Origin of the sequence: Roseomonas fluvialis (assembly GCF_022846615.1) — a bacterium.
Taxonomy (GTDB): domain Bacteria; phylum Pseudomonadota; class Alphaproteobacteria; order Acetobacterales; family Acetobacteraceae; genus Neoroseomonas; species Neoroseomonas fluvialis.
The window spans coordinates 1,455,225-1,479,102 of sequence record NZ_AP025637.1 but is presented as its reverse complement, the minus strand read 5'-3'; the positions used below and the strand labels follow the sequence as shown (position 1 = coordinate 1,479,102).

At 70.6% G+C, this 23,878-nt stretch carries 23 protein-coding genes; 10 read left to right on the top strand and 13 right to left on the bottom strand.

The window, feature by feature from the left end; translation table 11 throughout:
• Positions 1 to 97 precede the first annotated feature (97 nt).
• The gene (locus MWM08_RS07265) at positions 98 to 1,501 is read left to right on the top strand and encodes an aspartate aminotransferase family protein (protein WP_244458793.1); all 1,404 of its coding nucleotides are present in this window, start codon (positions 98 to 100) and stop codon (positions 1,499 to 1,501) included.
• Positions 1,502 to 1,676: 175 nt separating this feature from the next.
• A complete protein-coding gene (locus tag MWM08_RS07260; protein WP_244458792.1) occupies positions 1,677 to 2,924 on the top strand; it encodes an O-antigen ligase family protein in 1,248 nt (415 codons plus the stop codon).
• 176 nt (positions 2,925 to 3,100) lie between these two features.
• On the opposite strand, the gene MWM08_RS07255 is transcribed toward MWM08_RS07260, so the two are convergent.
• Entirely contained in the window at positions 3,101 to 4,057 is a 957-nt protein-coding gene (locus MWM08_RS07255; protein ID WP_244459919.1) for a polyprenyl synthetase family protein, read from the bottom strand.
• A gap of 156 nt (positions 4,058 to 4,213) precedes the next feature.
• On the opposite strand from MWM08_RS07255, the gene MWM08_RS07250 reads away from it, so the two are divergent.
• Genes MWM08_RS07250 through MWM08_RS07245 form a run of 3 tightly spaced genes read left to right on the top strand, consistent with a single transcriptional unit; the run spans position 4,214 to position 5,279 of the window.
• Positions 4,214 to 4,426 carry a putative signal transducing protein gene (locus MWM08_RS07250; protein ID WP_244458791.1) on the top strand — a complete coding sequence of 71 codons (213 nt, stop codon included), beginning with the start codon at positions 4,214 to 4,216 and terminating at the stop codon, positions 4,424 to 4,426.
• Entirely contained in the window at positions 4,423 to 4,554 is a 132-nt protein-coding gene (locus MWM08_RS26295) for a hypothetical protein (RefSeq protein WP_255751390.1), read from the top strand. The genes MWM08_RS07250 and MWM08_RS26295 overlap by 4 nt, the downstream gene beginning before the upstream one ends.
• Entirely contained in the window at positions 4,551 to 5,279 is a 729-nt protein-coding gene (locus MWM08_RS07245; RefSeq protein ID WP_244458790.1) for a tRNA1(Val) (adenine(37)-N6)-methyltransferase, read from the top strand. Before MWM08_RS26295 ends, MWM08_RS07245 begins: the two co-directional genes overlap by 4 nt.
• A gap of 137 nt (positions 5,280 to 5,416) precedes the next feature.
• Here MWM08_RS07245 and MWM08_RS07240 read toward each other — a convergent pair whose 3' ends face one another.
• The 5 genes from MWM08_RS07240 to MWM08_RS07220 all read right to left on the bottom strand — a co-directional run bounded on the left by MWM08_RS07240 (position 5,417) and on the right by MWM08_RS07220 (position 11,177).
• Positions 5,417 to 5,701, bottom strand: a complete 285-nt coding sequence (locus MWM08_RS07240; RefSeq protein WP_244458789.1) for a hypothetical protein — start codon at positions 5,699 to 5,701, stop codon at positions 5,417 to 5,419.
• A gap of 95 nt (positions 5,702 to 5,796) precedes the next feature.
• On the bottom strand, positions 5,797 to 6,471 hold the full coding sequence (locus MWM08_RS07235) for an SCO family protein (RefSeq protein ID WP_244458788.1): 675 nt from the start codon (positions 6,469 to 6,471) through the stop codon (positions 5,797 to 5,799).
• A gap of 134 nt (positions 6,472 to 6,605) precedes the next feature.
• Positions 6,606 to 7,658, bottom strand: coding sequence for a ribonucleotide-diphosphate reductase subunit beta (locus MWM08_RS07230; protein WP_230168769.1), 1,053 nt, complete (start codon positions 7,656 to 7,658; stop codon positions 6,606 to 6,608).
• A 337-nt stretch (positions 7,659 to 7,995) separates the two neighbouring features.
• Positions 7,996 to 8,961 (bottom strand): Bug family tripartite tricarboxylate transporter substrate binding protein, encoded by a 966-nt coding sequence (locus tag MWM08_RS07225; RefSeq protein WP_244458787.1) that lies wholly within the window; start codon positions 8,959 to 8,961, stop codon positions 7,996 to 7,998.
• A gap of 338 nt (positions 8,962 to 9,299) precedes the next feature.
• Positions 9,300 to 11,177, bottom strand: a complete 1,878-nt coding sequence (locus MWM08_RS07220) for a ribonucleoside-diphosphate reductase subunit alpha (protein ID WP_244459918.1) — start codon at positions 11,175 to 11,177, stop codon at positions 9,300 to 9,302.
• Positions 11,178 to 11,512: 335 nt separating this feature from the next.
• Between MWM08_RS07220 and MWM08_RS07215 the strand changes: the two genes are divergently transcribed.
• The gene (locus tag MWM08_RS07215) at positions 11,513 to 12,487 is read left to right on the top strand and encodes a Bug family tripartite tricarboxylate transporter substrate binding protein (protein ID WP_244458786.1); all 975 of its coding nucleotides are present in this window, start codon (positions 11,513 to 11,515) and stop codon (positions 12,485 to 12,487) included.
• A gap of 44 nt (positions 12,488 to 12,531) precedes the next feature.
• On the opposite strand, the gene MWM08_RS07210 is transcribed toward MWM08_RS07215, so the two are convergent.
• From MWM08_RS07210 to MWM08_RS07200, 3 genes are all read right to left on the bottom strand, one after another.
• Positions 12,532 to 12,765 carry a hypothetical protein gene (locus tag MWM08_RS07210; RefSeq protein WP_244458785.1) on the bottom strand — a complete coding sequence of 78 codons (234 nt, stop codon included), beginning with the start codon at positions 12,763 to 12,765 and terminating at the stop codon, positions 12,532 to 12,534.
• A 68-nt stretch (positions 12,766 to 12,833) separates the two neighbouring features.
• Complete coding sequence (locus MWM08_RS07205; RefSeq protein ID WP_244458784.1) at positions 12,834 to 13,334, bottom strand: hypothetical protein; 501 nt, start codon at positions 13,332 to 13,334, stop codon at positions 12,834 to 12,836.
• An 81-nt stretch (positions 13,335 to 13,415) separates the two neighbouring features.
• Positions 13,416 to 15,035, bottom strand: coding sequence for an FAD-dependent oxidoreductase (locus MWM08_RS07200; RefSeq protein WP_244458783.1), 1,620 nt, complete (start codon positions 15,033 to 15,035; stop codon positions 13,416 to 13,418).
• Between the two features lie 175 nt (positions 15,036 to 15,210).
• On the opposite strand from MWM08_RS07200, the gene MWM08_RS07195 reads away from it, so the two are divergent.
• Positions 15,211 to 15,726, top strand: a complete 516-nt coding sequence (locus MWM08_RS07195) for a VOC family protein (RefSeq protein WP_244458782.1) — start codon at positions 15,211 to 15,213, stop codon at positions 15,724 to 15,726.
• A gap of 184 nt (positions 15,727 to 15,910) precedes the next feature.
• Here the strand turns inward: MWM08_RS07195 and MWM08_RS07190 are convergent, their stop codons facing one another.
• The 3 genes from MWM08_RS07190 to MWM08_RS07180 all read right to left on the bottom strand — a co-directional run bounded on the left by MWM08_RS07190 (position 15,911) and on the right by MWM08_RS07180 (position 20,261).
• Positions 15,911 to 17,722, bottom strand: a complete 1,812-nt coding sequence (locus MWM08_RS07190) for an ABC-F family ATP-binding cassette domain-containing protein (RefSeq protein ID WP_244458781.1) — start codon at positions 17,720 to 17,722, stop codon at positions 15,911 to 15,913.
• Between the two features lie 103 nt (positions 17,723 to 17,825).
• Positions 17,826 to 19,115, bottom strand: coding sequence for an adenylosuccinate synthase (locus tag MWM08_RS07185; RefSeq protein WP_244458780.1), 1,290 nt, complete (start codon positions 19,113 to 19,115; stop codon positions 17,826 to 17,828).
• Positions 19,116 to 19,121: 6 nt separating this feature from the next.
• Entirely contained in the window at positions 19,122 to 20,261 is a 1,140-nt protein-coding gene (locus MWM08_RS07180) for an ATP phosphoribosyltransferase regulatory subunit (protein ID WP_244458779.1), read from the bottom strand.
• A gap of 180 nt (positions 20,262 to 20,441) precedes the next feature.
• Here MWM08_RS07180 and MWM08_RS07175 point away from each other — a divergent pair, with 180 nt between their 5' ends.
• The 3 genes from MWM08_RS07175 (at position 20,442) to MWM08_RS07165 (ending at position 22,289) form a co-directional block, all read left to right on the top strand.
• Positions 20,442 to 20,603 (top strand): hypothetical protein, encoded by a 162-nt coding sequence (locus tag MWM08_RS07175; protein WP_244458778.1) that lies wholly within the window; start codon positions 20,442 to 20,444, stop codon positions 20,601 to 20,603.
• Between the two features lie 112 nt (positions 20,604 to 20,715).
• Entirely contained in the window at positions 20,716 to 21,276 is a 561-nt protein-coding gene (locus MWM08_RS07170) for a hypothetical protein (protein WP_244458777.1), read from the top strand.
• 8 nt (positions 21,277 to 21,284) lie between these two features.
• Positions 21,285 to 22,289 (top strand): Bug family tripartite tricarboxylate transporter substrate binding protein, encoded by a 1,005-nt coding sequence (locus MWM08_RS07165; RefSeq protein WP_244458776.1) that lies wholly within the window; start codon positions 21,285 to 21,287, stop codon positions 22,287 to 22,289.
• Positions 22,290 to 22,293: 4 nt separating this feature from the next.
• Here MWM08_RS07165 and serA read toward each other — a convergent pair whose 3' ends face one another.
• Entirely contained in the window at positions 22,294 to 23,877 is a 1,584-nt protein-coding gene (gene serA / locus MWM08_RS07160) for a phosphoglycerate dehydrogenase (protein WP_423816017.1), read from the bottom strand.
• Position 23,878 lies beyond the last annotated feature (1 nt).

Below are 23,878 nucleotides of genomic sequence, written 5' to 3'. Positions count from 1 at the left end.
AAGGTGGCGCGCGCATGGCGCCCCCGCAACCGCGCCCCTTGGGGCCGCGCCGATCCGCGCCTAGACTGCCCCTTCAGCCCGCCGAGGACCGCGCCCCATGACCCCGCCCCGCAATTCCAACGCCGCCCGCGACATCGCGAACGTCCTGCACCCCTACACCGATGCCAAGGCACACATGGTGAACGGGCCGCTGGTCATCACCCGCGGCAAGGGCGTGCGGATCTACGACGACCAGGGCAAGGAATACATCGAAGCGCTGGCCGGGCTGTGGTGCGCGTCGCTCGGCTTCGACAATGAGCGCCTGGTGCAGGCCGCGACCAACCAGATGCGCAAGCTGCCCTTCTACCATTCGTTCACGGCCAAGTCGCATGAGCCGATGATCGACCTGGCGGAGATGCTGATCGAGCGCGCGCCGGTGCCGATGTCCAAGGTCTTCTTCGGCAATTCGGGGTCCGAGGCGAACGACTCCGCGATCAAGATGATCTGGTACATGAACAATGCGCTGGGGCGCCCGAAGAAGAAGAAGCTGTTTGCGCGCCTGAAGGGCTACCACGGCATCACGCTCGCGGCCGCGTCGCTCACCGGGCTTCCGGCCAACCACAAGCTGTTCGACGCGCCGATCGCGGGCGGGCGCTTCGTGCATGTCGGCACGCCGCACCACTACCACAACGCGAAGCCCGGCGAATCCGAGGAGGATTTCGCGACGCGCCTCGCCGATGAGCTGGAAGCGCGCATCATCGAGGAAGGTGGCGCCGAGGAATGCGCGGCCTTCTGGGCCGAGCCCGCGATGGGTGCCGGCGGCGTCATCATCCCGCCTGCCACCTACTTCCCGAAGATCCAGGCCGTGCTGAAGAAGTACGACATGCTGTTCGTGGCCGATGAGGTGATCTGTGGCTTCGGGCGCACCGGCTCCTACTGGGGCTGCCAGACCTTCGACATCCAGCCCGACATCCTGGTCTGCGCGAAGGCGCTGTCGTCGGCCTACCTGCCGATCTCGGCGGTGATGGTGAACGAGGCGGTGTTCCAGGGGATCGCCGAAGGCAGCAGCACGGTCGGCACCTGGGGCCACGGCTTCACCTATTCCGGCCACCCGGTCCCCGCCGCCGTCGCGATCGAGACACTCAAGATCTACGACGAGATGAACATCATCGCCCATGCCGCCGAGGTCGGCGCGCACATGCAGGCCGAACTGCGCGCCCGCTTCACCGACCACCCGCTGGTGGGCGAGGTCCGCGGCGTGGGCCTGATCGGCGCCATCGAACTGACGTCGGACAAGGCCGCGCGCAAGCCGATCGAGCCCGCCAAGAAGGCCGGCGCGCGCCTGGTCAAGCATGGCGAGGAACAGGGCGTGATCCTGCGCGCCATGATCAACGACAGCATGGGCTTCTCGCCGCCGCTGATCATCTCGAAGGACGAAGTGACCGAGATGCTCGACCGCGTCAGCCGCGCGCTGGATGCGCTCGCGGTCGAGATGCGGCGCGAGAGCATCGCGGCGGTCTGAGCCCGCGCCTGCGCGCCGTGCCGATGCCTGGCGTGACCGGCGCGCGTTGTGCGTCTGCGCGCGCGGGGTGCGATGCGCCGGCGGGGCGCATCGCGTCCGATGGTGCGGGGCGTGACGCGCGGCAGCGGCGCGGTGCGCCAACGCGTTCCCGCCAGGTCCCGTGGAGACGGCCCGCGTGACCTTCACCTCCCCTGCCCTGCCCCTGGCGGTTGCGCTGTTGGTCGCGCCGCTGGCGGTGGTGCTGCAATCCAAGGCGATGGCGCCGATCGGGCTGGTGGCGCTGGCGCTATGCGTGGTCGCGCACATCCGCATGACGCGCGTCTTGCCGTGGCCGCGCGGCGCAGCGCTGTGGCTGGCCGTCGCACTCGGCGCCTGGGGCATGGCGAGTGCGGTCTGGGCGGCGGAACCGGGACGCGCGCTGACCACCGGCGCCTCCGTCGCGGCCATGGCGCTGCTCGCCGGGGGCGCCGCCCAGGCACTGCATGCATCCGACGACACGACACGAAGCGCACTGACGCTCTGCATCGCCATCGGCCTGTGCATCGGGCTGGCGGCAGCGGCGATCGACGCGGTAACCGGCAACGCCATCCGCGCGGCCGTGCGCGGCCTGGCGGAAGCGCCGGCCACCCTCGCCTTCGGGCTGAAGCCGGCGGCCTCGGTGATGGCGCTGCTGCTGCCCCTTGCCTTCGCACTGCCCTGGCCCGCCCTGCTTCGCGCGCTGCTGCTGCTGGGCGGCGCCGGCGTGCTGGTCGCGTTGCCGGGGGACACCGCGAAGCTCGCCGCGCTGCTTGGCCTGGCCGTCGGCACCGCCACCATCGCCGCGCCGCGCCTGGTGCCGCGCCTGGTCGGCGCCGGCCTCGCCGCCGCCATCCTGGCCATGCCAATGTTCGTCGCCGCCATCCCGTCATTGCCGGTCGAACGCCTGCCGATCACCGCCCTGCACCGCATGCTGATCTGGGACTTCACGGCCGATCGGATCGCTGAACGCCCGATCATCGGCTGGGGACTCGAGGCCAGCCGCACCGTGCCCGGTGGCCGCGACGCCCCCCCTGCCGCACAACTGGACCGGATGCGCGTGACCGACACCGAACACCGGCGGTGGTTCGGCATGCCAAGCATCCAGGTGCTGCCCCTGCATCCACACAACGGCGCCCTGCAGATCTGGCTGGAACTCGGCGCGATCGGCGCCCTGATCGCGGCCGCCCTGGCCTGGTGCCTCGGCACCGCGGCCACCCGCAGCCCCTGCCCACCCGCCGCGGCCGGCGCGCTGGCGTCAGCCGCCGTCACGGCCATGCTGTCCTTCGGCGTCTGGCAAGCCTGGTGGGTCGTGGCGATGCTGCTTGCGGCGGCGGTGTGCGCCGGGCTGGTGCGGTGCCGCGGGGAGGGCTCTGCCCTCCCCGAACCCCACCCGCCAAGGGCCTAAAGGCCCCTGGACCCCTCGACTTGATCGGGGAGATTGGGGAGGGGCATGGCGCACCCGTCGCGTAGGGCACCACCGACGATGCCCCTCCCCAATCTCCCCGATTCAATAGCCCGCGGATCCAAGGGGCCGTTGCCCCTTGGTGGGGGAGGTCAGGAGGGGGCAAAGCCCCCTCCGCGCTACCGTGCCCGCTCGATGCAGAACGCCACCACATCCGCCAGTGCGCGACGCTCCGGCGTGTCCGGGAAGCTGGCCAGGGCCGCGAGGGCCTGGTCGCCGTAGGTGCGGGCGCGTTCGATGGTGTCGGACAGGGCGTTGTGCCGCGTCATCAGGGCCTGGGCATGCGCGAGGTCGGTGTCGGACTGGTCGCGGTCTTCCAGGGTGCGGCGCCAGAAGGTGCGGTCTTCGTCGCTGCCACGGGCGAAGGCCAGCAGCACGGGCAGGGTGATCTTGCCTTCGCGGAAGTCGTCGCCGACCGTCTTGCCCAGGGCTTCCTGGTCGGCGCTGTAGTCGAGCGCGTCGTCCACCAGCTGGAATGCGACACCCAGCGCCATGCCGTAGTCGCGCAGCGCGGCCTGGCGGGCGGGCGGCTGGTTGGCCACCACGGCGCCGACTTCGGTCGCGGCGGCGAACAGCGCGGCGGTCTTGCCTTCGATGACGGCGAGGTACTGCGCTTCGGTCGTGGTGGTGTCGTTCTGCGTCATCAGCTGCAGGACTTCGCCTTCCGCGATGGTGGCGGAGGCGGCGGAGAGGATGCGCATCACTTCCAGCGACCCGTCCTGCACCATCACCTGGAAGGCGCGGGAGAACAGGAAGTCCCCCACCAGCACGGAGGATTTGTTGCCGAACAGCGCGTTGGCGCTCGCCTGGCCGCGGCGCAGGGCGGATTCGTCCACCACGTCGTCGTGCAGCAGGGTCGCGGTGTGGATGAATTCGATGCAGGCGGCGAGCACCGCGTGGCGTTCGCCGCGATAGCCACACATGCGCGCGGCCGCGATGGTCAGGAGCGGGCGGAGCCGCTTGCCGCCTGCGGCGACGATATACGCCGCGACCTGGGGAATGAGCGCGACGTCGCTCTGCATTTTCTCGACGATGAGTCGATTGCACGATTCGAGATCGTCGCGCAGCAGCGCCATGAGCGCGGAAAGCGCGTCCTCCCCCCGCGGCGCCGGCGGGGCGACAAGCGGCGTGGCGGCGGCACTCACCCTTGCTCTTCTCCTGATGCGGCGGGCACCATAGTCAGCGCCTGCCGGTGCGGCAAGCGTTGGAAAAACAAGGGATTTGCACTTGCGATGCGCGTGATCGCCACCACGACGGACCCGGTGCGCCTGTCCTTCCTGCGCGTGCTGCTGGCCGATGCCGGGATCGATACGCTGGTGCTCGATGCGCATATCAGCGCGATCGAGGGCGGCATCGGTGCCTTTCCGCGGCGGCTCGCTGTCGCGACCGAGGACGAGCGTCGCGCACGTGCCGTGCTGACCGAGGCCGGCGAGGAAACCGCGTGAGCGAACCCACCGCGACCCGCCGCATGGCCGCGGGGCTGCGCGCGCGCCACGCGGCGCCGCGCTGCGCCACGCGCGGCGGGAACCGCGCCGTCGCGGTCGCTGCGCGCCAGCCCGCGCGCCGCCGGTGACCGCCACCACCGAGGACCGGCTGCTCGGCGGGCGCGTGCTGCTGCGCCAGCCGGCCGACGGGTTCCGGGCGGGACTCGATGCGGTGCTGCTGGCGGCCTTCGTGCCGGCGCGCCCGGGTGCGCGCGTGCTGGAAGCCGGCTGCGGCACCGGCGCCGCCTTCCTCTGCCTGGCGGCGCGCGTAGCGGGACTCGACGTGGTGGCGCTGGAGCGCGAGACGGCCATGGCCGCGCTCGCGCGCGACAACGCAGCGGCGAATGGCGTGGCCGCGCAGGTGATCGCGGGCGATGTCGGCGACCTGGCGACAGCGCGCGGGCTGCTGCCCTGCGACCACGCCTTCGCCAACCCCCCCTATTGGCCGGGCGGCACGCCGCCGCCGGGCGCCATCCGCCGCGCCGCGACGCATGAGGACGGCGCCGCGCTGGCCGATTGGGCGCGCTTCCTGGCGGCCAGGCTGCGCACCGGCGGCACGGCGAGCCTGGTGCTGCCGGCGGCGCGCTTCGATGCCGGCGCTGCGGCGCTGCGCGCGGCGGGATGCGGGGCGATCACGCTGCTGCCGGTGGCCCCGCACGAAGGACAGGCAGCGAAGCGGGTGTTGCTGCGGGGGCGGCGCGGCGGGCGCGGGCCGGCGCGCATCCTGCCGCCGCTGGTGCTGCACGGGGCGGATGGCGGTTTCACCGCGGCGGCGCAGGCCGTGCTGCGCGATGCCGCGGCGCTGGACGACTAGAAGTTACGCGTCGTCGCGCAGTGCACCCGAGAGCGTACAAGGCGCCGACGGGCTACGAATGCCGCACGGCCAAGCCCTCCGCGGCGATGGCGCTGCAGCCGGCGGTTGCCGTGTGGCACCGGCACGGCCGGGGTCTGCTACTGGTCCTTCACCTCGGGGTGACGCAGCAGCCATAGCCGTTCATGCGCCGCGACCAGACTCTCGAGGTTCTTGCGGCGATTGGTGTCGGGCGATGTGGGACGGCGGGTGAGCATCATCTCGAGGATGCGCAGCAGGTCCTCGGCCACTTCGAAGTCGCCCTGGTCGCACGCATGGTGGAAGGCGATCAGGATCTTGTCGGAGAGGCGGCGCGTATGGCGCGGGGCTGGCGCGTTGCCGCGACCGCCCTCAAGGCCAGCACCATCGTCAAGGTCGTCAGACATTCAGCCCCTCCGCCATTGCGCGCCTGCCTCGCAGGCTCCGCGTAGTTTGGCGCGGGCACCTTACCGCCGCCCCCCGGGTTGCGGAACCCCGTGTCTCATAAAGCGCGAAGTTGCGAAGTGATCGCAGCAGCGATCGCCTCGGGTGTCGTTTCGGGACGAAACAGGCTCCGCACGCGACCATCAGGGCCTACGAAATAGATGAAGGACGAGTGGTCCATGAGGTAGTCCGTCGAATCACGCGGCCTCACCTTCGCGTAATACACGCGATACGCGCGTGCGGCCTGGGCGATCTGCTCGGCCGACCCGGTCAGCCCGACCATGCGGGGGTGGAAACGCGAGACATAGTCGGCCATCGCGGCGGGCGTGTCGCGCTCGGGGTCGATGGTGATGAAGACCGGTGTCACGCGCTCGCCGAGCGGCCCCATGGCATCCAGCGCAGCGGCGATGGTGCCCAGTTCGGTCGGGCAGACATCCGGGCAATAGGTGAAGCCGAAATACACCAGCATCGGCCGGCCGGAGAAGTCGCGTTCCGTCACGGCGCGGCCCGTCTGGTCCACCAGCGTGAAGGGCCCGCCGAGGGCCACCCCCTGCGCGAGTTGGATGCCGCCGGTCGACGGTGCGGGCATGTCGCTGCCGGTCAGCGCGGCGATGCGGCGCAGGAAAGCGTCGGCCACGGATTCACCCGGCGCGCGGCCGAACCAGGCGACGGCCCAGACGCCGCCGAGCAGCAGCACGAGCAGGACGGAGGCGATGCGAACGGTGCGGATCATGCGGCGCAGATAGGCCGCAGCCTGCCGCGGCGACAAGTGCGCACCGCGCTCCCTGGCGCCAAGTCAGGGTTTCCAAAGGCCTTCCGGCCTTTGGCGGGGTGGTCCGGAGGGGCGGCGCCCCTCCGGTGCGCGCTTCAGTGCCGCACGCCCTCGATCGCGCCCTCGGGCTGGGGCGAGGAGAAGACGCTGTCCGCGAAGGCTTCCTCCCAGGTCCCGCCGGTGCTGGCCTTGGAGTATTCGGTCGCGCGGTTCTCGAAGAAGTTGGTGTGCTCGACCGCGTTCAGCATTTCATCGAGCCAGGGCAGCGGGTTCTTCTCGATGTTGTAGAGCGGCTCCAGGCCGAGCTGCTGCAGCCGCCGGTCGGCGATGAAGCGGATGTATTCCTTGGTCTGCTTGGCATCGAGGCCCTGCACGCCGCCCAGTTCGAAGGCCAGGTCGATGAAGGCGTCCTCGTGCTCCACGATGGTGGCGCAGATCAGGTACAGGTCGCGCTTCAGTTCGGCCGTCCAGATCTCCGGGTTTTCCTGCACGAAGGTGCGGAACAGGCGGATCACGGACAGGCAGTGCAGCGTCTCGTCGCGCACCGACCAGGACACGATCTGCCCCATGCCCTTCATCTTGTTGAAGCGCGGGAAGTTCATGAGGATCGCGAAGGACGCGAACAGCTGCAGGCCTTCCGTGAACGCGCCGAAGGCGGCGAGGGTCTTGGCGATCTCGGTCTTGGATTCGACCGAGAAGGTCTGCATGTAGTCGTATTTGTCCTTCATCTCCTTATACTTCAGGAATGCCGTGTACTCGATTTCCGGCATACCGATGGTGTCAAGGAGGTGGCTGTAGGCCGCGATGTGGATGGTCTCGGTGTTCGAGAAGGCCGACATCATCATCAGCACTTCGGTTGGCTTGAACACCTGGGAATACTGCTTCATGTAGCAGTTGTTCACCTCGACATCCGCCTGGGTGAAGAAGCGGAAGATCTGTGTCAGCAGGTTCCGCTCGGATTCCGTGAGGTTCTTCTGCCAGTCCTTGACGTCGTCGGCGAGGGGGACTTCCTCGGGCAGCCAATGGATGCGCTGTTGGGTCAGCCAGGCGTCATAGGCCCAGGGGTAGCGGAAGGGCTTGTAGACCGGATTCGAGGTCAGAAGGTCGAAGCGGATCGGCAGTTCGTCGGTCGCAATGCCATCGGCCATAGGTCAATCCCCGCAGGTGCTCGTGACGCCGCTTTTACCACGACTGGTGGTCGCAGCAATGGGCAGACGCAAGATGTTGTGGTGAGGCTGGGAGGCGCAAGGGGGCGCCGGGGAGGGCTTTGCCCTCCCCGAACCCCACCCACCAAAGGCCTAAAGGCCTCTGGACACCAGTACCTGATCGGGGGATTTGGGGAGGGGCATGGTGCGCCCGTCCCGTCGGTGCTTCCGATGATGCCCCTCCCCAAATCCCCCGATTAAAATCACGGGATCCAAGGGCCTTAAGCCCTTGGTGGGGGGAGGTCCGGAGGGGGGCAAAGCCCCTCTCCGGCGCGCCGCCCTACTCCACCCGGATCCCCGCCTCGCGCGCGATCACCGCGTTCTCCGCCAGTTCGCTGCGGATTCGCCGGTCGAAGACCTCCGGCCCCTCCGCCAGCACTATGCCGCCCACATCGACGATTCGCCGCGCGATCGCCGGGTCGCGCAGCAGCCCGATCACATCGGTCGATACGCGATCCACGATCGGCCGCGGCAATCCCCGCGGCGCAATGAAGCCATACCAGGGGCTGGTATCCGGGATGCCCATGCCGAGTTCGTCGAGCGTCTGGAGATCCGGCAGCACCTCGACCCGCTGCGGCCCGCCGATCGCGAGCGGGCGCAGCGCGCCCTCGCGCGCCAGGCCGATCGCGCCCGACAGGGTGCTGAAGGTCGCGGCGACGCGGCCCGCGATCACCTCCTGCAGCGCCGGCGCGGCCCCGCGGAAGGCCACCACCGTCACCTCGATCCCGACCTTGCGGCGGAAGATTTCGGTCGCGAAGTGGCCGGAGGTGCCGTTGCCGGAGGTCGCGAAGGTCATGCCCGGGTCGCGCTTGGCGGCGGCCACCAGGTCCTGCGCCGTGCGGATCGGCGAATTCCGCCCGACAAAGAGCACAGTCGGCGAGGCGTAGAGATTCACGATGGGCGTGAAGTCGTTGAGCGTATCGTACGGCAGCCGCGTATAGACCGCCGCGTTGCTGGTGTGAGTGCTGGCGGCGAGGAACAGCGTGTAGCCATCCGGCGCCGACCGCGCGACGGCCTCGGAGGCGATCACCTGGCTGGCGCCGGCGCGATTCTCGATCACCAGGGGCTGGCCCCAAAGTCGACCGAGCGGGTCCTGCAGCAGGCGTCCGCCAAGGTCGGTCGGCCCGCCCGCGGGGAAGCCGATGATGAGTCGGACGGGCCTCTCGGGCCACTGCCCCTGGGCGCGGGCGCCGCCTGCAGCTGGCAGACCGGCCGTCGCGAGCGCAAGGCTCCGCCGTGTGATCATGGACGCTTCTCCCGATGGCGGGCCCTTGTGGCCCGTTCGGACGGAAGGCTAGCGGGAGATCGCCGCGGGCGTCGATGGGCCTATGCGCGCCCCAATCAGGCGGGAGCGCAAGCCAGCAGGATCACCGCATGCGCAGGGCGGAGCACGGCCCCGGCGCAGCCGAGGGCCGACCCGCGGCATCGCAGCGTTCAACGGCTTTGCCGAACCAGCGCTCGGGCACGCAGCGGCAGCAGGCGTGACCTTTGGATCGCTGCCCTGCGACACGGCGTTGCGCGGTGCGTGGTCACGCACTACCCCAGGGCGTGTGCGGCGGTCGCCGCCGCCCACGCGTCACGCTCTCACTGGCAGGCGAGGCATTCCTCGTAGTTGTTGGAATTGCCCGCTGCACCCGACGCGGCCGAAGCCGCCATCGGCAGCGAGGCCTCGCCCCCGGTCGGCACATGTGCCGCCATGATGTCGCCCTGGCCGACCACCTTCTCGCTGATGGTGTCAGCGCGCTGGATCGACAGCGACCGGCAGTAATACAGCGACTTCACGCCCTTCTTCCAAGCGGACAGGTGGATCTGGTGCAGGTCACGCTTGTGCACGTTGGCCGGCAGGAACAGGTTCACCGACTGCGACTGGCAGATATACGGGGTGCGGTCGGCGGCGTGCTCGATCACCCAGCGCTGGTCCAGTTCGAAGGCGGTCTTGAATACCGCCTTCTCCTGCTCGGTCAGGAAGTCGAGGTGCTGGACCGAACCCTTGGTGACGGTGATGGTCGTCCAGGTCTCGTCGTCGTCGCGCCCGTGCTTGGCCAGCAGCTTCTGCAGATACGGGTTGCGGACGATGAACGACCCCGACAGCGTCTTGTGGTTGTAGACATTCGCCGCGATGGGTTCGATCCCCGGGCTCGCACCGCCGCAGATGATGCTGATGGACGCCGTCGGCGCGATCGCGATCTTGTTCGAGAACCGCTCCATGAAGCCGTATTCGGCGGCGTCCGGGCAGGGCCCGCGTTCTTCCGCCAGCATGCGCGAGGCGAGGTCCGCCTGTTCCCGCACATGCTTGAACATCTTCTTGTTCCACACCTTCGCCACCACGGACTCGAAGGGCACGTTCATCATCTGCAGGAAGGAGTGGAAGCCCATCACGCCGAGCCCGACCGACCGCTCGCGCATCGCGGAATACTTCGCCCGCGCCATCGAATCGGGCGCGGTGTCGATGAAGGACTGCAGCACGTTGTCGAGGAAGCGCATCACGTCCGGGATGAAGCGCTTGTCGTCCTTCCACTCGAACCATGTCTCGCAGTTCAAGGACGACAGGCAGCACACCGCGGTGCGCTGTTCGCCATGCTGGTCGAGCCCCGTGGGCAGCGTGATCTCGGAGCACAGGTTCGAGGTCTTGACCTCGAGCCCCGCGAGCTTGTGGTGCTCCGGCCGCGCGCGGTTCACGTGGTCGGAATAGATGATGTAGGGCTCGCCCGTCTCGATGCGCGCGGTCAGGATGCGGATCCACAGCGAGCGCGCCGAGACCTTGCGCATCAGCGCCCCGTCCTTGGGCGAGACCAGCGCCCAATCCTCGTCGGCCTCGACCGCGCGCATGAAGGCGTCCGACAGCAGCACGCCGTGGTGCAGGTTCAGCGCCTTGCGGTTCGGGTCGCCGCCGGTCGGACGGCGCATTTCGAGGAATTCCTCGATCTCCGGGTGGTTCACCGGCAGGTAGCAGGCCGCCGAACCGCGCCGCAGCGAGCCCTGGCTGATCGCGAGCGTCAGGCTGTCCATCACCCGGATGAAGGGGATGACGCCCGAGGTCTTGCCGTTGCGCCCGACCTTCTCGCCGATGCCGCGCAGGTTGCCCCAGTAGGAGCCGATGCCACCGCCCTTGGCCGCCAGCCAGACATTCTCGTTCCACAGCCCGACGATGCCATCGAGGCTGTCGGATGCCTCGTTCAGGAAGCAGGAGATCGGCAGGCCGCGCGTGGTGCCGCCGTTCGACAGCACGGGCGTGGCGGGCATGAACCACAGGCGGGAGATGTAGTCGTAGATGCGCTGCGCATGCGCGGCGTCGTCGCCATAGGCGCTCGCGACACGCGCGAACAAATCCTGGTAGGATTCGCCCGGCAGCAGATACCGGTCGTCGAGCGTCGCCTTGCCGAAATCGGTCAGCAATGCGTCGCGCGACCGGTCGATGCGGACCTGCCCATGCCCTTCCAGCTGTACGGCCGCGTCGAACATGGCCGGCTGCGGATCCGCCTGGGCGGTATTGCGAACTGTATCGCCAAGCTGCGCTGCGTCGAACACGGATACACCCCCTGAGTCAGTCATCCCCTACCCCTCATCGTGCCGTCGCTTCGCCGGGGAACACAAGATGTAGTCTTGCCACAGTCCGACAACCACCACATCGGGTGGCAAAGAGACCCCTTGCCAAACCCATCGCCGCTGTCACAGGCGGAAACATGTTCCCGTTTCGTTCATTAGCGCGCAGCGCCGCCCCGCCCGCAAGTCCAGACTTTTCCACAGGCTGCGGGCAGGGCAGGCTGCCCCGTGACCCCGCCCCGCAAAGGATCGTGATGACCCGCTTCCGCCGCCGCGCGCTGCTCGCCGCCCCGCTCCTCGCGACCCCCGCCCTCGCGCAGGGGTCATGGCCGACCCGGCCAATCCGCATCGTCATCCCCTTCGGCACCGGCGGGGGCACCGACATCACCACCCGGTTGCTGGCGCCGAAACTCGCCGAGATCCTGGGCCAGCCGGTGGTGCTGGAGAATCGCCCCGGCGCCGGCGGGGTGGTCGGCACCGACTACGTGGCCAAGCTGCCGCCCACCGGGGATGTCTTCGTGCTCTCCACCCTCTCGCCCATTGGCCTGGCGCGCGGCCTGCCGGCCCCGGTGCCCTTCGACGCGCGGCGCGACCTGGTGGCAATCGCGCCCACGGTCTTCGTGCCGATCGCCATGGCCATCACCACCCGCAACTTCGCCCCGCGCACGGCGCAGGACTTCATCGCGGCGCTGAAGGCGGCGCCGGGCCGCTACCAATACGGGTCGTCGGGAATCGGCAGTTCGGGGCACATCGCTTCGGCCTCCTTCTGCATCCGGACCGGGACCGAGGCGGTGCACGTGCCCTATCGCGGCGGCGGCCAGGTCTTCGCCGCGCTCGCGGCCGGAGAAATCCAGTTCTGCTCGGACATCCCCTCGATCCTGAAAGGCTTCCAAGAGGGCGGCACGGCGCGGGTCATCTTCGTCGCGACCGACCAGAGATCATCCCTGCTGCCCGACGTGCCGACCGCGGCCGAGGCTGGCATCCCGGGCTACAAGGCCTATTCCTGGTACGGCTTCTTCGCCCCCGCCGGCACGCCGCAGCCGATCGTCGACCGCATGGCGGCGGCGACCGAACAGGCGTTGTCCGACCCGGCCATCAGCGGGCGGTTCGATGAGATGGGCACCCCGGCGATGCGCGGCTACACGCCCGCCCGCTTCGCGCAATTCGTGCGGGAGGAGATCGACCTCTGGGAGCCGGAGGTGCGGCGGCTCGGCATCCGGGCCGAATAGGCGGCCAGCGGACCGCATGCGGCCGCCGATACCCGCGCGACCGATCAGCCGATCGGGGCGACGCCGGGCATCCCGGGCGCCGCCTGCCGCAACGCATCAAGGCAGGCGCGCACCGGCCCGCGCAGGCAGCGACGACTGAGCGCCAGCGCCGCGATCGCCCCGGCCGAGTCCTCGACGAGAGTGTCGACCAAACGCTGGAACTTAGCGCTGGACGAGTGGCGCAGCAGGTTGCGCGGCAGGATCGTCAGCCAGGGGCCGCCGGCAATCCTGCGCGCCATGCCGTCGGATGGCGGCGCCGGCAACCGAGCGCAGGAGACGGTCGAGCCGGTGCGACAGATCGCCCGCCTCAGGTGGCGGCGAGAACCACCCCGACCTCGTCGCCCGGACCGAGCCGCGTCGCGAAGGCGCGCATGGCCGCTTGCGGGATCGACAGCACGCCGTTGCCCTCCGGCAGGCCAGTGACGCGCAGCAGCGCGCCGCCGGGCTCGACCGCGACAATGGTCCCGCGCAACCAAGGGCGCCCGCCGACGCCGGCTGGCAGCGGCAAGGTCACGATCCGCACCGTGCCGTCTTCGCCATAGGCCACCACTACCTGCGTGCCCGCCCGCAGCCGCGGCAGATCGCGGAACTCCGGGCCGGCGGTCAGGTCGAACAATGCTCCGCTGGTGGTCGTGACCGCGACCTGGCGGGTGCTCGGCGTCACGGCGCGGACGGTGCCGTAGGCCGCGATGCGCTCCACCACCGGTGTCGGCGGCGGCGCGGGCGGGGCGGCGCAGCCCTGCACGAACGCGCCGCCGAGCAGCGGTACTGCGACGAGGACAGACCGGCGGGACACGGAGTCGGACATCGGGGTTCCCTCCCTCGCGATTGTGTCATCATCCGGCGCCCCGGCACGCTCCGCAAGAATGATTGCCGCCTCTGCGGCGCTTCAGCCGCGATTGCGCCGCGCCAGCCGCCGCCCGACGATGTACCCCCAGGCCATGTTCGGCCCGATCGTGGTGCCAGTCCCCACGCCGCGCGTGCCGATCGGATTCGCCATCGCCACCCCCGCGGCGAACAACCCCGCGATCACGCTGCCATCCGGCCGCAGCACCTCGCCATTTTCGTTTGTGCGCGCCCCGCCCTTGGTCGCCAGTATCGCCCGGTTGAAGGGCAGCGCCAGGAAGGGCGGGCGGACCAGGGCCGCGATGCCGGCACGGCGCCGCTTGTCGCCGGCCGCCGCCGGGTCGGGCCGGGCCGGGCGGCCGAAATCGGTGTCCGCGCCGGCCTCGGCGGCGGCGTTGAAGCGCGCCACACTTGCCACCAGCACCGCCTCCGGCACCTCGATCAGCCGGGCCAGGGTCGCGATATCGGGGGCCTGGCGGAGCCAGCCGGGGGCCGCACGCGCCGCCCAGCGGACCGGCGGCAGGCGATCCAGCATGGCCGCATCGCTGATCACCCAGGCCGGCAGGTGCAGCGGTTGGCCGGTGCCGGGGTCGCGTGCGTCGATCGCCTCGCCGATGTTGAAGGTGAGTTCGTTCACGAAGCGCTGCCCGTGGCGGTTCACCAGCAACGCATTGGGTTCGGTGTGGAAGGGCACGGGCCGCGCCATCAACCGGCCCTCGTAGCGCGTCGGCACCGACGGGGTCAGCGTGGCCTGGTCCATCCGCTCCAGCGCCGCGCCCGCGGCCGCGGCCATGCGCTGACCGTCCCCGGCATTGCCCGACGGGCTGCCGAGCCAATCGACCGGCCCCGGAAAGTGCTCGGCCCGCAGCGATTCGTCCCATTCGAAGCCGCCTGTGGCGATCACGACGCCGGCGCGGGCCGACCAGGTCTCGCGAGCGCCGCCGCGTTCGACCTCGGCGCCGACCACCGCGCCATCGGCATCCTGCGTCAGCGCCACCGCCCGCGCGTCCAGCAGCACCTGCACGCCGCGGTCGAGGCAGCCGCGCAGCAGCCCAACCACCAGCGCCGTCCCCTTCCCCCGCGTATTGGTGAGGATGCGCCAGAGCAGCCGCGGCCAGAGCGACGCCGCCGTGCGATAGGGGTGGTGATACAGGTCCGTCTCGACCGCCTCGTGATAGGTGAACAGTTCGGGGATGGTGGATGTGCGGATCCGCCACGCGAAGCGCCCGGCCCGCCAGCGGCTGAGCGGCAGCGGGCTGAGCATCCGCCCGCCCGCCTTGTGGCCGGGCAGGCCGCGCAGCGGGTCGGGTTCGGGCGTGAGCGCGAAGCGCAGCGGCGTGGCTCCCTCGACGAAGCGCAGCATCTCGGGGGCGGCCTGCACGAAGGCCTGCCACAGCGTGTCCTCCTCCGCCGCCCAGCCCTCGGGTGCGGCGGCCCGGATATACGCGAGCGCCTCGGCCTCGCTGTCCGGGATGCCGGCGGCGGCGGCGTGGTGATTGGCCGGGATCCAGGTGCCCGCGCCGGACATGGCGGTGGTGCCGCCGATGCGCCCGGTCTTCTCCAGCACCGTCACGCGCAGCCCCTGCGCGGCCGCGGTCAGTGCGGCCACCAGCCCCGCCGAGCCCGAGCCCAGCACCAGCACATCCGTCGCGGTTTCGGTCATGCCCGTCCTTTGGCGCCTGTACCGCAGGGCCGGCAAGGGGGCCACGGGCGGGACACCGGCAAGGTCACACCGGCGCCGCGCCGCCATCATCGCCGGCGCGCATGAAGCCGATCCGCACTTCCCATTGGCACCGCCGCGCAAGCCGGCCGACATAGGCGGGCAGAAGGAACACGCCATGCCCGACACCCTGCCCCAGCCCTCCCCGGCCGGCGCCGCCATCCATCCCGGCGCGCGCATCGGCCATGTCCATCTGAAGGTCGCCAACCTGGCGCGCGCGCTGGGGTTCTGGCGCGACGTCATCGGGCTAGAAGAACAGCAGCGCCTGGGCGATCAGGCGGTGTTCCTCTCGGCCGGGGGCTACCACCACCACATCGCGCTCAACACCTGGGAGAGCCGCGACGGCGCCTGGCCGCCGCCGGGCACCACCGGGCTGTTTCACGTGGCGCTGGTCTACCCCGACCGCGCGGCGCTGGCGGTGGCGCTGAAACGCCTGCTGGATGCCGGCTGGCCGCTCGAAGGCGCCTCCGACCACGGCGTGTCCGAGGCGCTGTACCTGCGCGACCCGGATGGCAACGGCGTGGAGCTGTATCGCGACCGGCCTGAGGCCGAATGGCCGCGCGACGGCGACGGGCGGCTCGCGATGGTCACGCGCCGGCTGGACCTGAACGCGCTGCTGGCCGAGGCGACCTGAACGCGCAGCCTGCCCGCAGCTATCCGCGCGCCTTGCGGGGCCGAGCAGGCCGGACGCCTCATCGACCGGCGTGACGTCGGGGCGCGGCGCGCGGCACAGGGCCGTGGCGCAACGGCGACCAGGGCATCGCGCTTGGCCGCGCGGAACATCCCGCCAGTCATGCCGACGCGACGGCGGCAGAGGCCTACTCCGCCGCCTCGCGGAGCATCTCGAGCTCGAGCCAACGCTCCTCCGCCGCCGCCAGCGCAGCCTGCGCGGTGGCCAGCGCCTGCGTCGCGGCAGCAAAGCCCGCAGCGTCACGCGTGTAGAAGGCCGGGTCCGCAACCTTGCGTTCCAGCGCCGCGATCTCCTTGCCCAGCGCCTCCATACGCGCCGGCAGCGTCTTGAGCTCGTGCTGGTCCTTGGCGTTGAGGCCGCGGCGCTTGGCTGGCGACGCGGCGCGCGGGGCGGGGTCGGCCTTCGGGGCAGTCGCCGCCTTCGCCTCGCCCGTCCGGGCGCGCACGCCATGGCCACGCTGCGCCACCATGTCGGAATAGCCGCCGGCATAGTGCTGCCAGCGCCCGTCCCCCTCCCAGGCGATGACGCTGGTGACGGTGCGGTCCAGGAAGTCGCGGTCGTGGCTGACCAGCAGCACCGTGCCGGAATACTCCGCCACCAGTTCCTGCAGCAGGTCCAGCGTCTCGAGATCGAGGTCGTTGGTCGGTTCGTCCAGCACCAGCAGGTTCGACGGCCGGGCGAAGGCGCGGGCCAGCATCAGCCGCCCGCGCTCGCCGCCCGAAAGGGCGGAGAGCGGCGTGCGCGCCTGGTCGGCGGTGAACAGGAAGTCCTTCATGTAGCCGATCACGTGGCGCGGCTGGCCGTTGACATGCACCTGGTCGCCGCGGCCCTCGGTGAGCGCGGCCGAGAGCGTGATGGACGGGTCGAGGCTGGCGCGTTTCTGATCGAGGCCCACCATTTCGATCGCGGTGCCCAGGCGGACCTCGCCGGTGTCGGGCGGCAACACACCGGTCAGCATGTTCAGCAGCGTGGTCTTGCCCGCGCCATTGGGGCCGACGATGCCGACACGGTCGCCGCGCATGATGCGGGTGGTGACGTCGCGGACGATGACGCGATCGCCGTACGACTTGCCGATGGCGTCGGCGGCGACGACCAGGTTGCCCGATCCGGCGGCCTCGCTCGCGGACATCGCCACGCGGCCCTGCGCGCCCACGCGCTCGCGGTGCTTCGCACGCAGCGTGTGGAGGTTCTCCAGCCGCCGGACATTGCGCTTGCGCCGGGCGGTGACGCCGTAGCGCAGCCAGTGTTCCTCCCGCACGATCTGGCGGGCGAGCTTGTGGGCGTCGCGTTCCTCCTCCTCCAGCACCTGGTCGCGCCAGGCTTCGAAGTTGGAAAAGCCCTGTTCGATGCGGCGCGTAGTGCCGCGGTCCAGCCAGACCATCGCGCGCGACAGGCGTTCGAGGAAACGCCGGTCGTGGCTGATCAGCACCAGTGCGCAGTTGAGCGACGCGAGTTCGCCTTCCAGCCATTCGATCGCCGGCAAGTCGAGGTGGTTGGTGGGTTCGTCCAGCAGCAGGATGTCGGGCGTGGGCGCCAGTGCGCGCGCGAGGGCCGCGCGGCGGGTCTCCCCGCCCGACAGTGCGGCGGGCGTTTCCTCGCCGGTCATGCCGAGTTCGCCCAGCAGGTAGCGCGCGCGGTACGAATCGTCGGAAGGGCCGAGACCGGCTTCGACATAGGCCATCACGTTGGCGAAGGCCGAGAGATCCGGTTCCTGCTCCAGGTAGCGCATCGTCGCTCCCGGCTGGACGAAGCGGGTGCCGCCCTCCGCTTCGATGAGGCCGGCCGCGACCTTCAGCAGCGTGGACTTGCCCGACCCGTTGCGCCCGACGAGCGCCAGGCGTTCGCCCGGCGAGACGGAGAGCGTCGCGCCTTCCAGCAGTCGGTGGCTGCCGAAGCCGTGGCGAATATCCTGGAGAATGAGCAGAGGAGGTGCAGCCATGGCGCGTTCCTCGCCGCCCTCGCCCCCCGGGTCAACTCACGGCGGGGTCCGGGGTGACACTGTCACCCCGGTGGGGGACCGGGGGCAGCGCCCCCGGGCGCGCTTACCCCGCAAACGGATCCCGCATCATGATCGTGTCATCCCGCTCCGGGCTGGTGGACAGCAGCACGATCGGCGCCTCCACCAGTTCCTCGATCCGCCGCACGTACTTCACCGCTTCCGCCGGCAGTTCGGCATAGGACCGCGCGCCGCGGGTCGATCCCGACCAGCCCGCCATCGTCTCGAAGATCGGCTCGGCCGCGGCCTGGCTGCGCATGGCGGCCGGCAGGCGCTTCACGACCTCGCCGTTGATGCGATAGCCGGTGCAGATCTTCAGTTCGGGCAGGCCGTCGAGCACGTCGAGCTTGGTCAGCACCAGCCCCTGCACGCCGCCCACCTTCACGGCCTGGCGCACCATGCAGGCATCGAACCAGCCGCAGCGGCGCGGGCGGCCGGTCACGGTGCCGAATTCGTGGCCGCGCTCGCCCAGCAGCCGCCCGGTCTCGTCGAACAATTCCGACGGGAAAGGCCCCGACCCCACGCGCGTGGCGTAGGCCTTGGCGATGCCGAGCACGAAGCCGATCGCATCCGGCCCGCAGCCCGACCCCGCCGCTGCATTGCCCGCGACCGTGTTGGACGAGGTCACGTAGGGGTAGGTGCCGTGGTCGACGTCCAGCATCACCGCCTGCGCGCCTTCGAACAGCACGCGCTTGCCGGTGCGGCGTGCCTCGTCCAGGCGTTCCCAGACCGGCTCCGCGAAGGGCAGCAGTTTCGGCGCGAGGGCCAGCAGCGCGTCGAGCAGGTCCTGCTTGCCGAATTCCGGCGCGCCCAGGCCGCGGAACAGCGCGTTGTGGTGCAGCAGCAGCTCGTCCAGCTTGGCGGACAGGGTCTCGGGCTCGGCCAGGTCGCACAGGCGGATCGAGCGGCGGCCGACCTTGTCCTCGTAGGCCGGGCCGATGCCGCGGCCGGTGGTGCCGATCTTGTCCTCGCCCCGCGCCGCCTCGCGCGCCTTGTCCAGGGCCGGGTGCAGCGGGAGGATGAGGGGCACGTTCTCCGCGATGCGCAGGTTGTCGGGCGTCACCTTCAACCCCTGCTTCGTCACGCGGTCGATCTCGCTCAGCAGCGCGTCCGGGTCGAGCACCACGCCATTGCCGATGATGCCGAGCTTGCCGCGCACCACGCCCGAGGGCAGCAGCGACAGCTTGTAGGTCTGGTCGCCCACCACCAGCGTATGGCCGGCATTGTGGCCGCCCTGGAAGCGCACCACGATCTCGGCGCGCGAGGCCAGCCAGTCGACGACCTTGCCCTTGCCCTCGTCGCCCCACTGGGCGCCGATCACGGCGACATTGGCCATGGTGCTTCAGTCCTTCACAACGACAGGAACGGCCCGGCCGTCCTTCAGTTCATGGGTGCAGCGCAGCCGCGCAGCCGTGTCCTCGGGTGCCAGTGCCGCGACAGTGGCGAAGCCCTGCGCGCGCAGCCCCGTACCATCGCCGCCGAGCGGGACGAACACGCGCGCGCGCGCCGGCACCGGCGGTGCGGCGCGCAGCACCGCATCGGGATAGACCGTCATGCCCGTGGCCGGTTCGTCGTTCTGCGAGACGTAGCGCCCGCCGCGCGCGAGTTCCCCGGACATGCCCGGCCCGTACAGCGTGAAGGCCACGCCGGTGTGGTAGCGGAAACCGCGGAACTCGACCGGGTCGAGCGTGATGCGCAGCCCCGGCGCCCGCGCGCGGATCGCGACCAGAACGGCGGCCGCATTCTCGGCGATGGCGCGCGCGGGCGGCGGCAGCGCGGCGGCTTCAAGCGCAGCGAGCGCGCCATCGGCTGGCCCCGCCGCGGCCATCAGCGCGGGCAGCACCGACAGCACGCCGCCCAGGTCCTTCACCAGCGCGCTGACGGCCGCGCTGTCCTTGCGGTCGAGCGCGCGGGCCAGGCGGGCGCGCGCCGCATCGGGCGGCGCCGCGGCCTCGAGCAGCGCCGGCACCATGGTGGGCAGGGTGACATCGAGGCTGACGGCACGGACGCCGACCGACGCCAGTGCCTCGACCGCCACGGTCGCGACCTCCGCATCGGCCGCCGGCGCGGCGCCGCCGATCAGCTCGACCCCCGCCTGCGGCACCTGCCGCGCGGGTGCCAACTGCGACCCGCGCACGCGCAGGGCCTGGCCGGCGTAGCACAGCCGCAGTGGGCGGGCCTGCGTGGCGAGCCGCGTGGCCGCAATGCGCGCCACCTGCGGCGTGGTATCGGCGCGCAGGCCCATCATGCGCTGGCTGACAGGGTCCATCAGGCGGAAGGTCTGTTCGGCCACCGCCGCACCCGAACCCGCGAGCAGACTGTCCTCGAATTCCAGCAAGGGCGGCTTGACGCGTTCGTAGCCGTGGCCGGCGAAGATGGCCATCATCGCCTCGACCAACGCGGCCTCGCGCTCGGCCTCGGGCGGCAGCAGGTCGGCCAGGCCCGCCGGCAGCAGGGCGGGGTTGGGCAGGTCGTCGGTCATCGCGGGGGCAGTCTGTGACAGGGGCGCCGGAATGGGGCAACCCCCGGGCGGGCAGGCGCGCCGGCGCCACGGGCCAGCCGCGCCGCGGCCCAGGCGCGGGTGCAGGATGATCGTGGCGATCTTCACGTTCCATCAACGGAATTCCCGCAGCTTGCGGGCGGAAACCGAAGCGAGGCGGCCATGGCCGACGCCACCCCCATCACACAACTTTCGGTGGCGCCCGCCGCGGCGGCGGCATCGCGCCACGACGACACCGCGATGGCGCGAGGCCTGGTCAACGGCCTGCTGCTGTCGATACCGCTGTGGGCGCTGATCGTCTGTGCCTTCGCGGCGATGTTCTGACGCGGGGCCGTTCCGGGATCGGATTACAATCGACGACGGACGCCCCTTTTCCGCCAACCCTCCGCCGGGCCAGGATGCGTCGCCGGGACCAAAGCGACGAGGGGCAGGGACCATGGCGGCACGACGGTCGATCCTTTTGGCGGGGCTGTTTGGCCTGGCAGCAGGCTGCGCACCGCCGCAGCCGCCGGATTTCAGCTTCGGCGGCGCCGGGTTCCAGCCGGGCAATGCGCGGCTGAACCTGGAATACGCTTGGCGCAACCTGGGCGACATGTCGCGCTATCGCGGCCGGCCCGCGGAAGCCGCCGCGGCGCTGGCGCAGTTCGAGGCCTCCGTCGCCGGGCTGCGCGACCCGGCCAATGGCCTCGCCTTCCCCGAACGCTTCGCGCCGCTGCTGGTCGCCGGCATCCGCCAGGCCCGCGCCGCGATCGGCGTGCCGATCGACGTGCTGCCGCAGACCGTCGCGGCCGCGCTGGGGGCGGCGGTGGAACCGCTGGTGCGCAACGACCAGGCGGCGATCCGCGCCGCGCTGTCCAACCCGATCTTCACCCTGGGGCCGGACGCGACGCTGGCGCGGCTGACCGACCTGCCGCGGCTGTCGGATGTCGAATCGGTCGCGCCCTACCTCACACGCGCCGCGGGCAGCGTCTATTCCGGGCCTGCCGTGCTGCGGTAGGCTCGGCCGTGCAAGGCCGGCACAAGCCCGGCCGCATCATGGAGGAAGCGATGTTCATCCAACGGCGCAGCCTGCTGGCCGGCGCGGCCATTCCATCCATGTCCATGGCGCAGACGCCCTGGCCGGCCAATCCGGTGCGCTTCATCACGCCCTTCGCGCCGGGCGGCGGGGTGGACACGCTGGTGCGGCTGTATTGCAGCAAGCTCGCGGATCTGACCGGCCAGTCCTTCGTGGTGGAGAACCGCGCCGGCGCCGGCGGCACCATCGGCACGACGGCGATCGCGCGGTCGCCGGCGGATGGCACGGTGATCGGGCTGGGGTCGATTTCCTCGCTGGCCATCTCGCCGACCATGCGGGCAAGCCTTCCCTTCGACGTGGAGCGCGACTTCACCTACATCGCGGGGCTGTGGCAGTTGCCGAACCTGCTGATCGTGAACAAGGACGTGCCGGCGCAGACGGTGCCGGAGCTGATCGCGCTGATCCGCCGCAACCCGGGCCAATACACTTTCGCCAGCCCCGGTTCGGGCACCACGGTCCATCTGGCCGGCGAGATGTTCAAGCAGGCCGCCGGCCTCGACATGGTCCACGTGCCCTATCGCGGGGGCGCGGCGGCGCAGCTGGATGTGCAGGCGGGGCGCGTCCACATGATCTTCGACAATATTCCGCAGAGCCTGGCGTCCGCGCGCACCGGCCTGGCGCGCGCGCTGGCGGTGACCAGCCGCGAACGCAGCCCCTATGCGCCCGAGATCCCGGCGATGGCGGAATTCCTGCCGGGCTTCGACATCACGTCGTGGGGCAGCGTGATGGGACCGGCGGGGCTCGCGGCGCCGATCGTGGAACGCCTGTCGGCGCTGACACGCACAGCATTGGCTAGCCCCGATTTCATCGCGCGCCTGGCGGAGAACGGGGCGACGGCCTGGCCGATGACCTCGGCGGACCTGACGGAGTTCCGCCGGGCCAGCGAGGCGCGCCTGGCGCCGGTGATCCGCGCCTCGGGCGCGCGGATCGAGTAGCGGTTCAGAACGCCAGCGGCGTGGCCTGCACCACCAGCGGCAGGCCCCGCACGCCGGCCAGCACGCCATCGGGCATCGGCCCATCGAGGCCGACCAGGCAGATCGCATCCCCGCCCGGCGCCGACCGCCCCAGGTGGAACGTCGCGATGTTGATGCCCGCATCGGCCAGCGCCATGCCGAAGCGCCCGATGAAGCCGGGCCGGTCCTGGTTGGTGACGTACAGCATGTGCGGGGCGAAGTCCGCCTCGACGGCGATGCCCTTGATCTCGACCAGGCGCGGCTTGTTCTCGGCGAGAAGCGTGCCGGCGATGGATTTCTCGTAGCTGTCAGTCACCACCGTCAGGCGCACCAGCGTCTGGTATTCGCCGCTGCGCTCGACGGTCGTCTCGGCCACCTCGATGTCACGCTGCTTCGCCAGCACCGGGGCGTTGACCATGTTCACCGCCCCCATCAGCGGCGCGAGCACGCCGGCGAGCGCGGCCGCCGTCAGCGGGCGATGGTTGAGCTCCGCCGCATGGCCTTCGTATTCCACGCGGATGGCGCGGATGGCGCCATCCTGCGCGGCGGTGAGCTGCCCGGCCATGCCGCCCAGCAGCCGCGCGAGTTCCATGTAGGGCTTCAGCCGCGGTGCTTCCTCGGCCGTGACGGAGGGCATGTTGATGGCGTTGGAGACCGCGCCGGACAGCAGGAAATCCGCCATCTGGTCGGCGACCTGAAGCGCCACGTTCTCCTGCGCCTCGGCGGTCGCCGCACCCAGGTGCGGCGTGCAGACCACGTTCTCGAGGCCAAACAGCGGATTGTCGGTCGCGGGCTCCGTTTCGAACACATCGAGCGCGGCACCCGCCAGGTGACCGGACTTCAGCGCATCGTACAGCGCCGCCTCGTCCACCAGCCCGCCGCGCGCGCAGTTGATCAGCCGCGCGCCCTTCTTCATGCGCGCAATGGCGTCGCGCGAGATCACGTTGCGCGTCTGCTCGGTCAGCGGCGTGTGCAGCGTGATGACATCGGCACGCGCGATCAGGTCGTTCAGTTCCACCTTCTCGACGCCGATCTCGACCGCGCGCTTCTCCGACAGGAAGGGATCGAAGGCGATCACCTTCATCTTCAGCCCGAGCGCGCGGTCCGCCACGATCGATCCGATATTGCCGCAGCCGATCAGCCCGAGCGTCTTGCCGAACAGCTCGACGCCCATGAAGCGGTTCTTCTCCCACTTGCCGGCCTTTGTTGACGCTGACGCGTCAGGCAACTGCCGCGCCAGCGCGAACATCATCGCGATGGCGTGCTCGGCCGTGGTGATGGCGTTGCCGAAGGGCGTGTTCATCACGACCACGCCGCGCGCGGTGGCGCTGGTCACGTCGACATTGTCCACGCCGATGCCGGCACGCCCGACCACCTTCAGCCGCGGCGCGGCCTCCATGAGTTCGCGCGTGACCTTGGTGGCGGAGCGTACCGCGAGGCCATCATAGTCGCCGATGATGCCCCGCAGGTCGGCGGGCGACAGGCCGGGCTTGAAATCCACCTCGATCCCGCGGTCGCGGAAAATCTGCACGGCGGCGGGCGACAGCTTGTCGGAAATCAGCACCTTCACC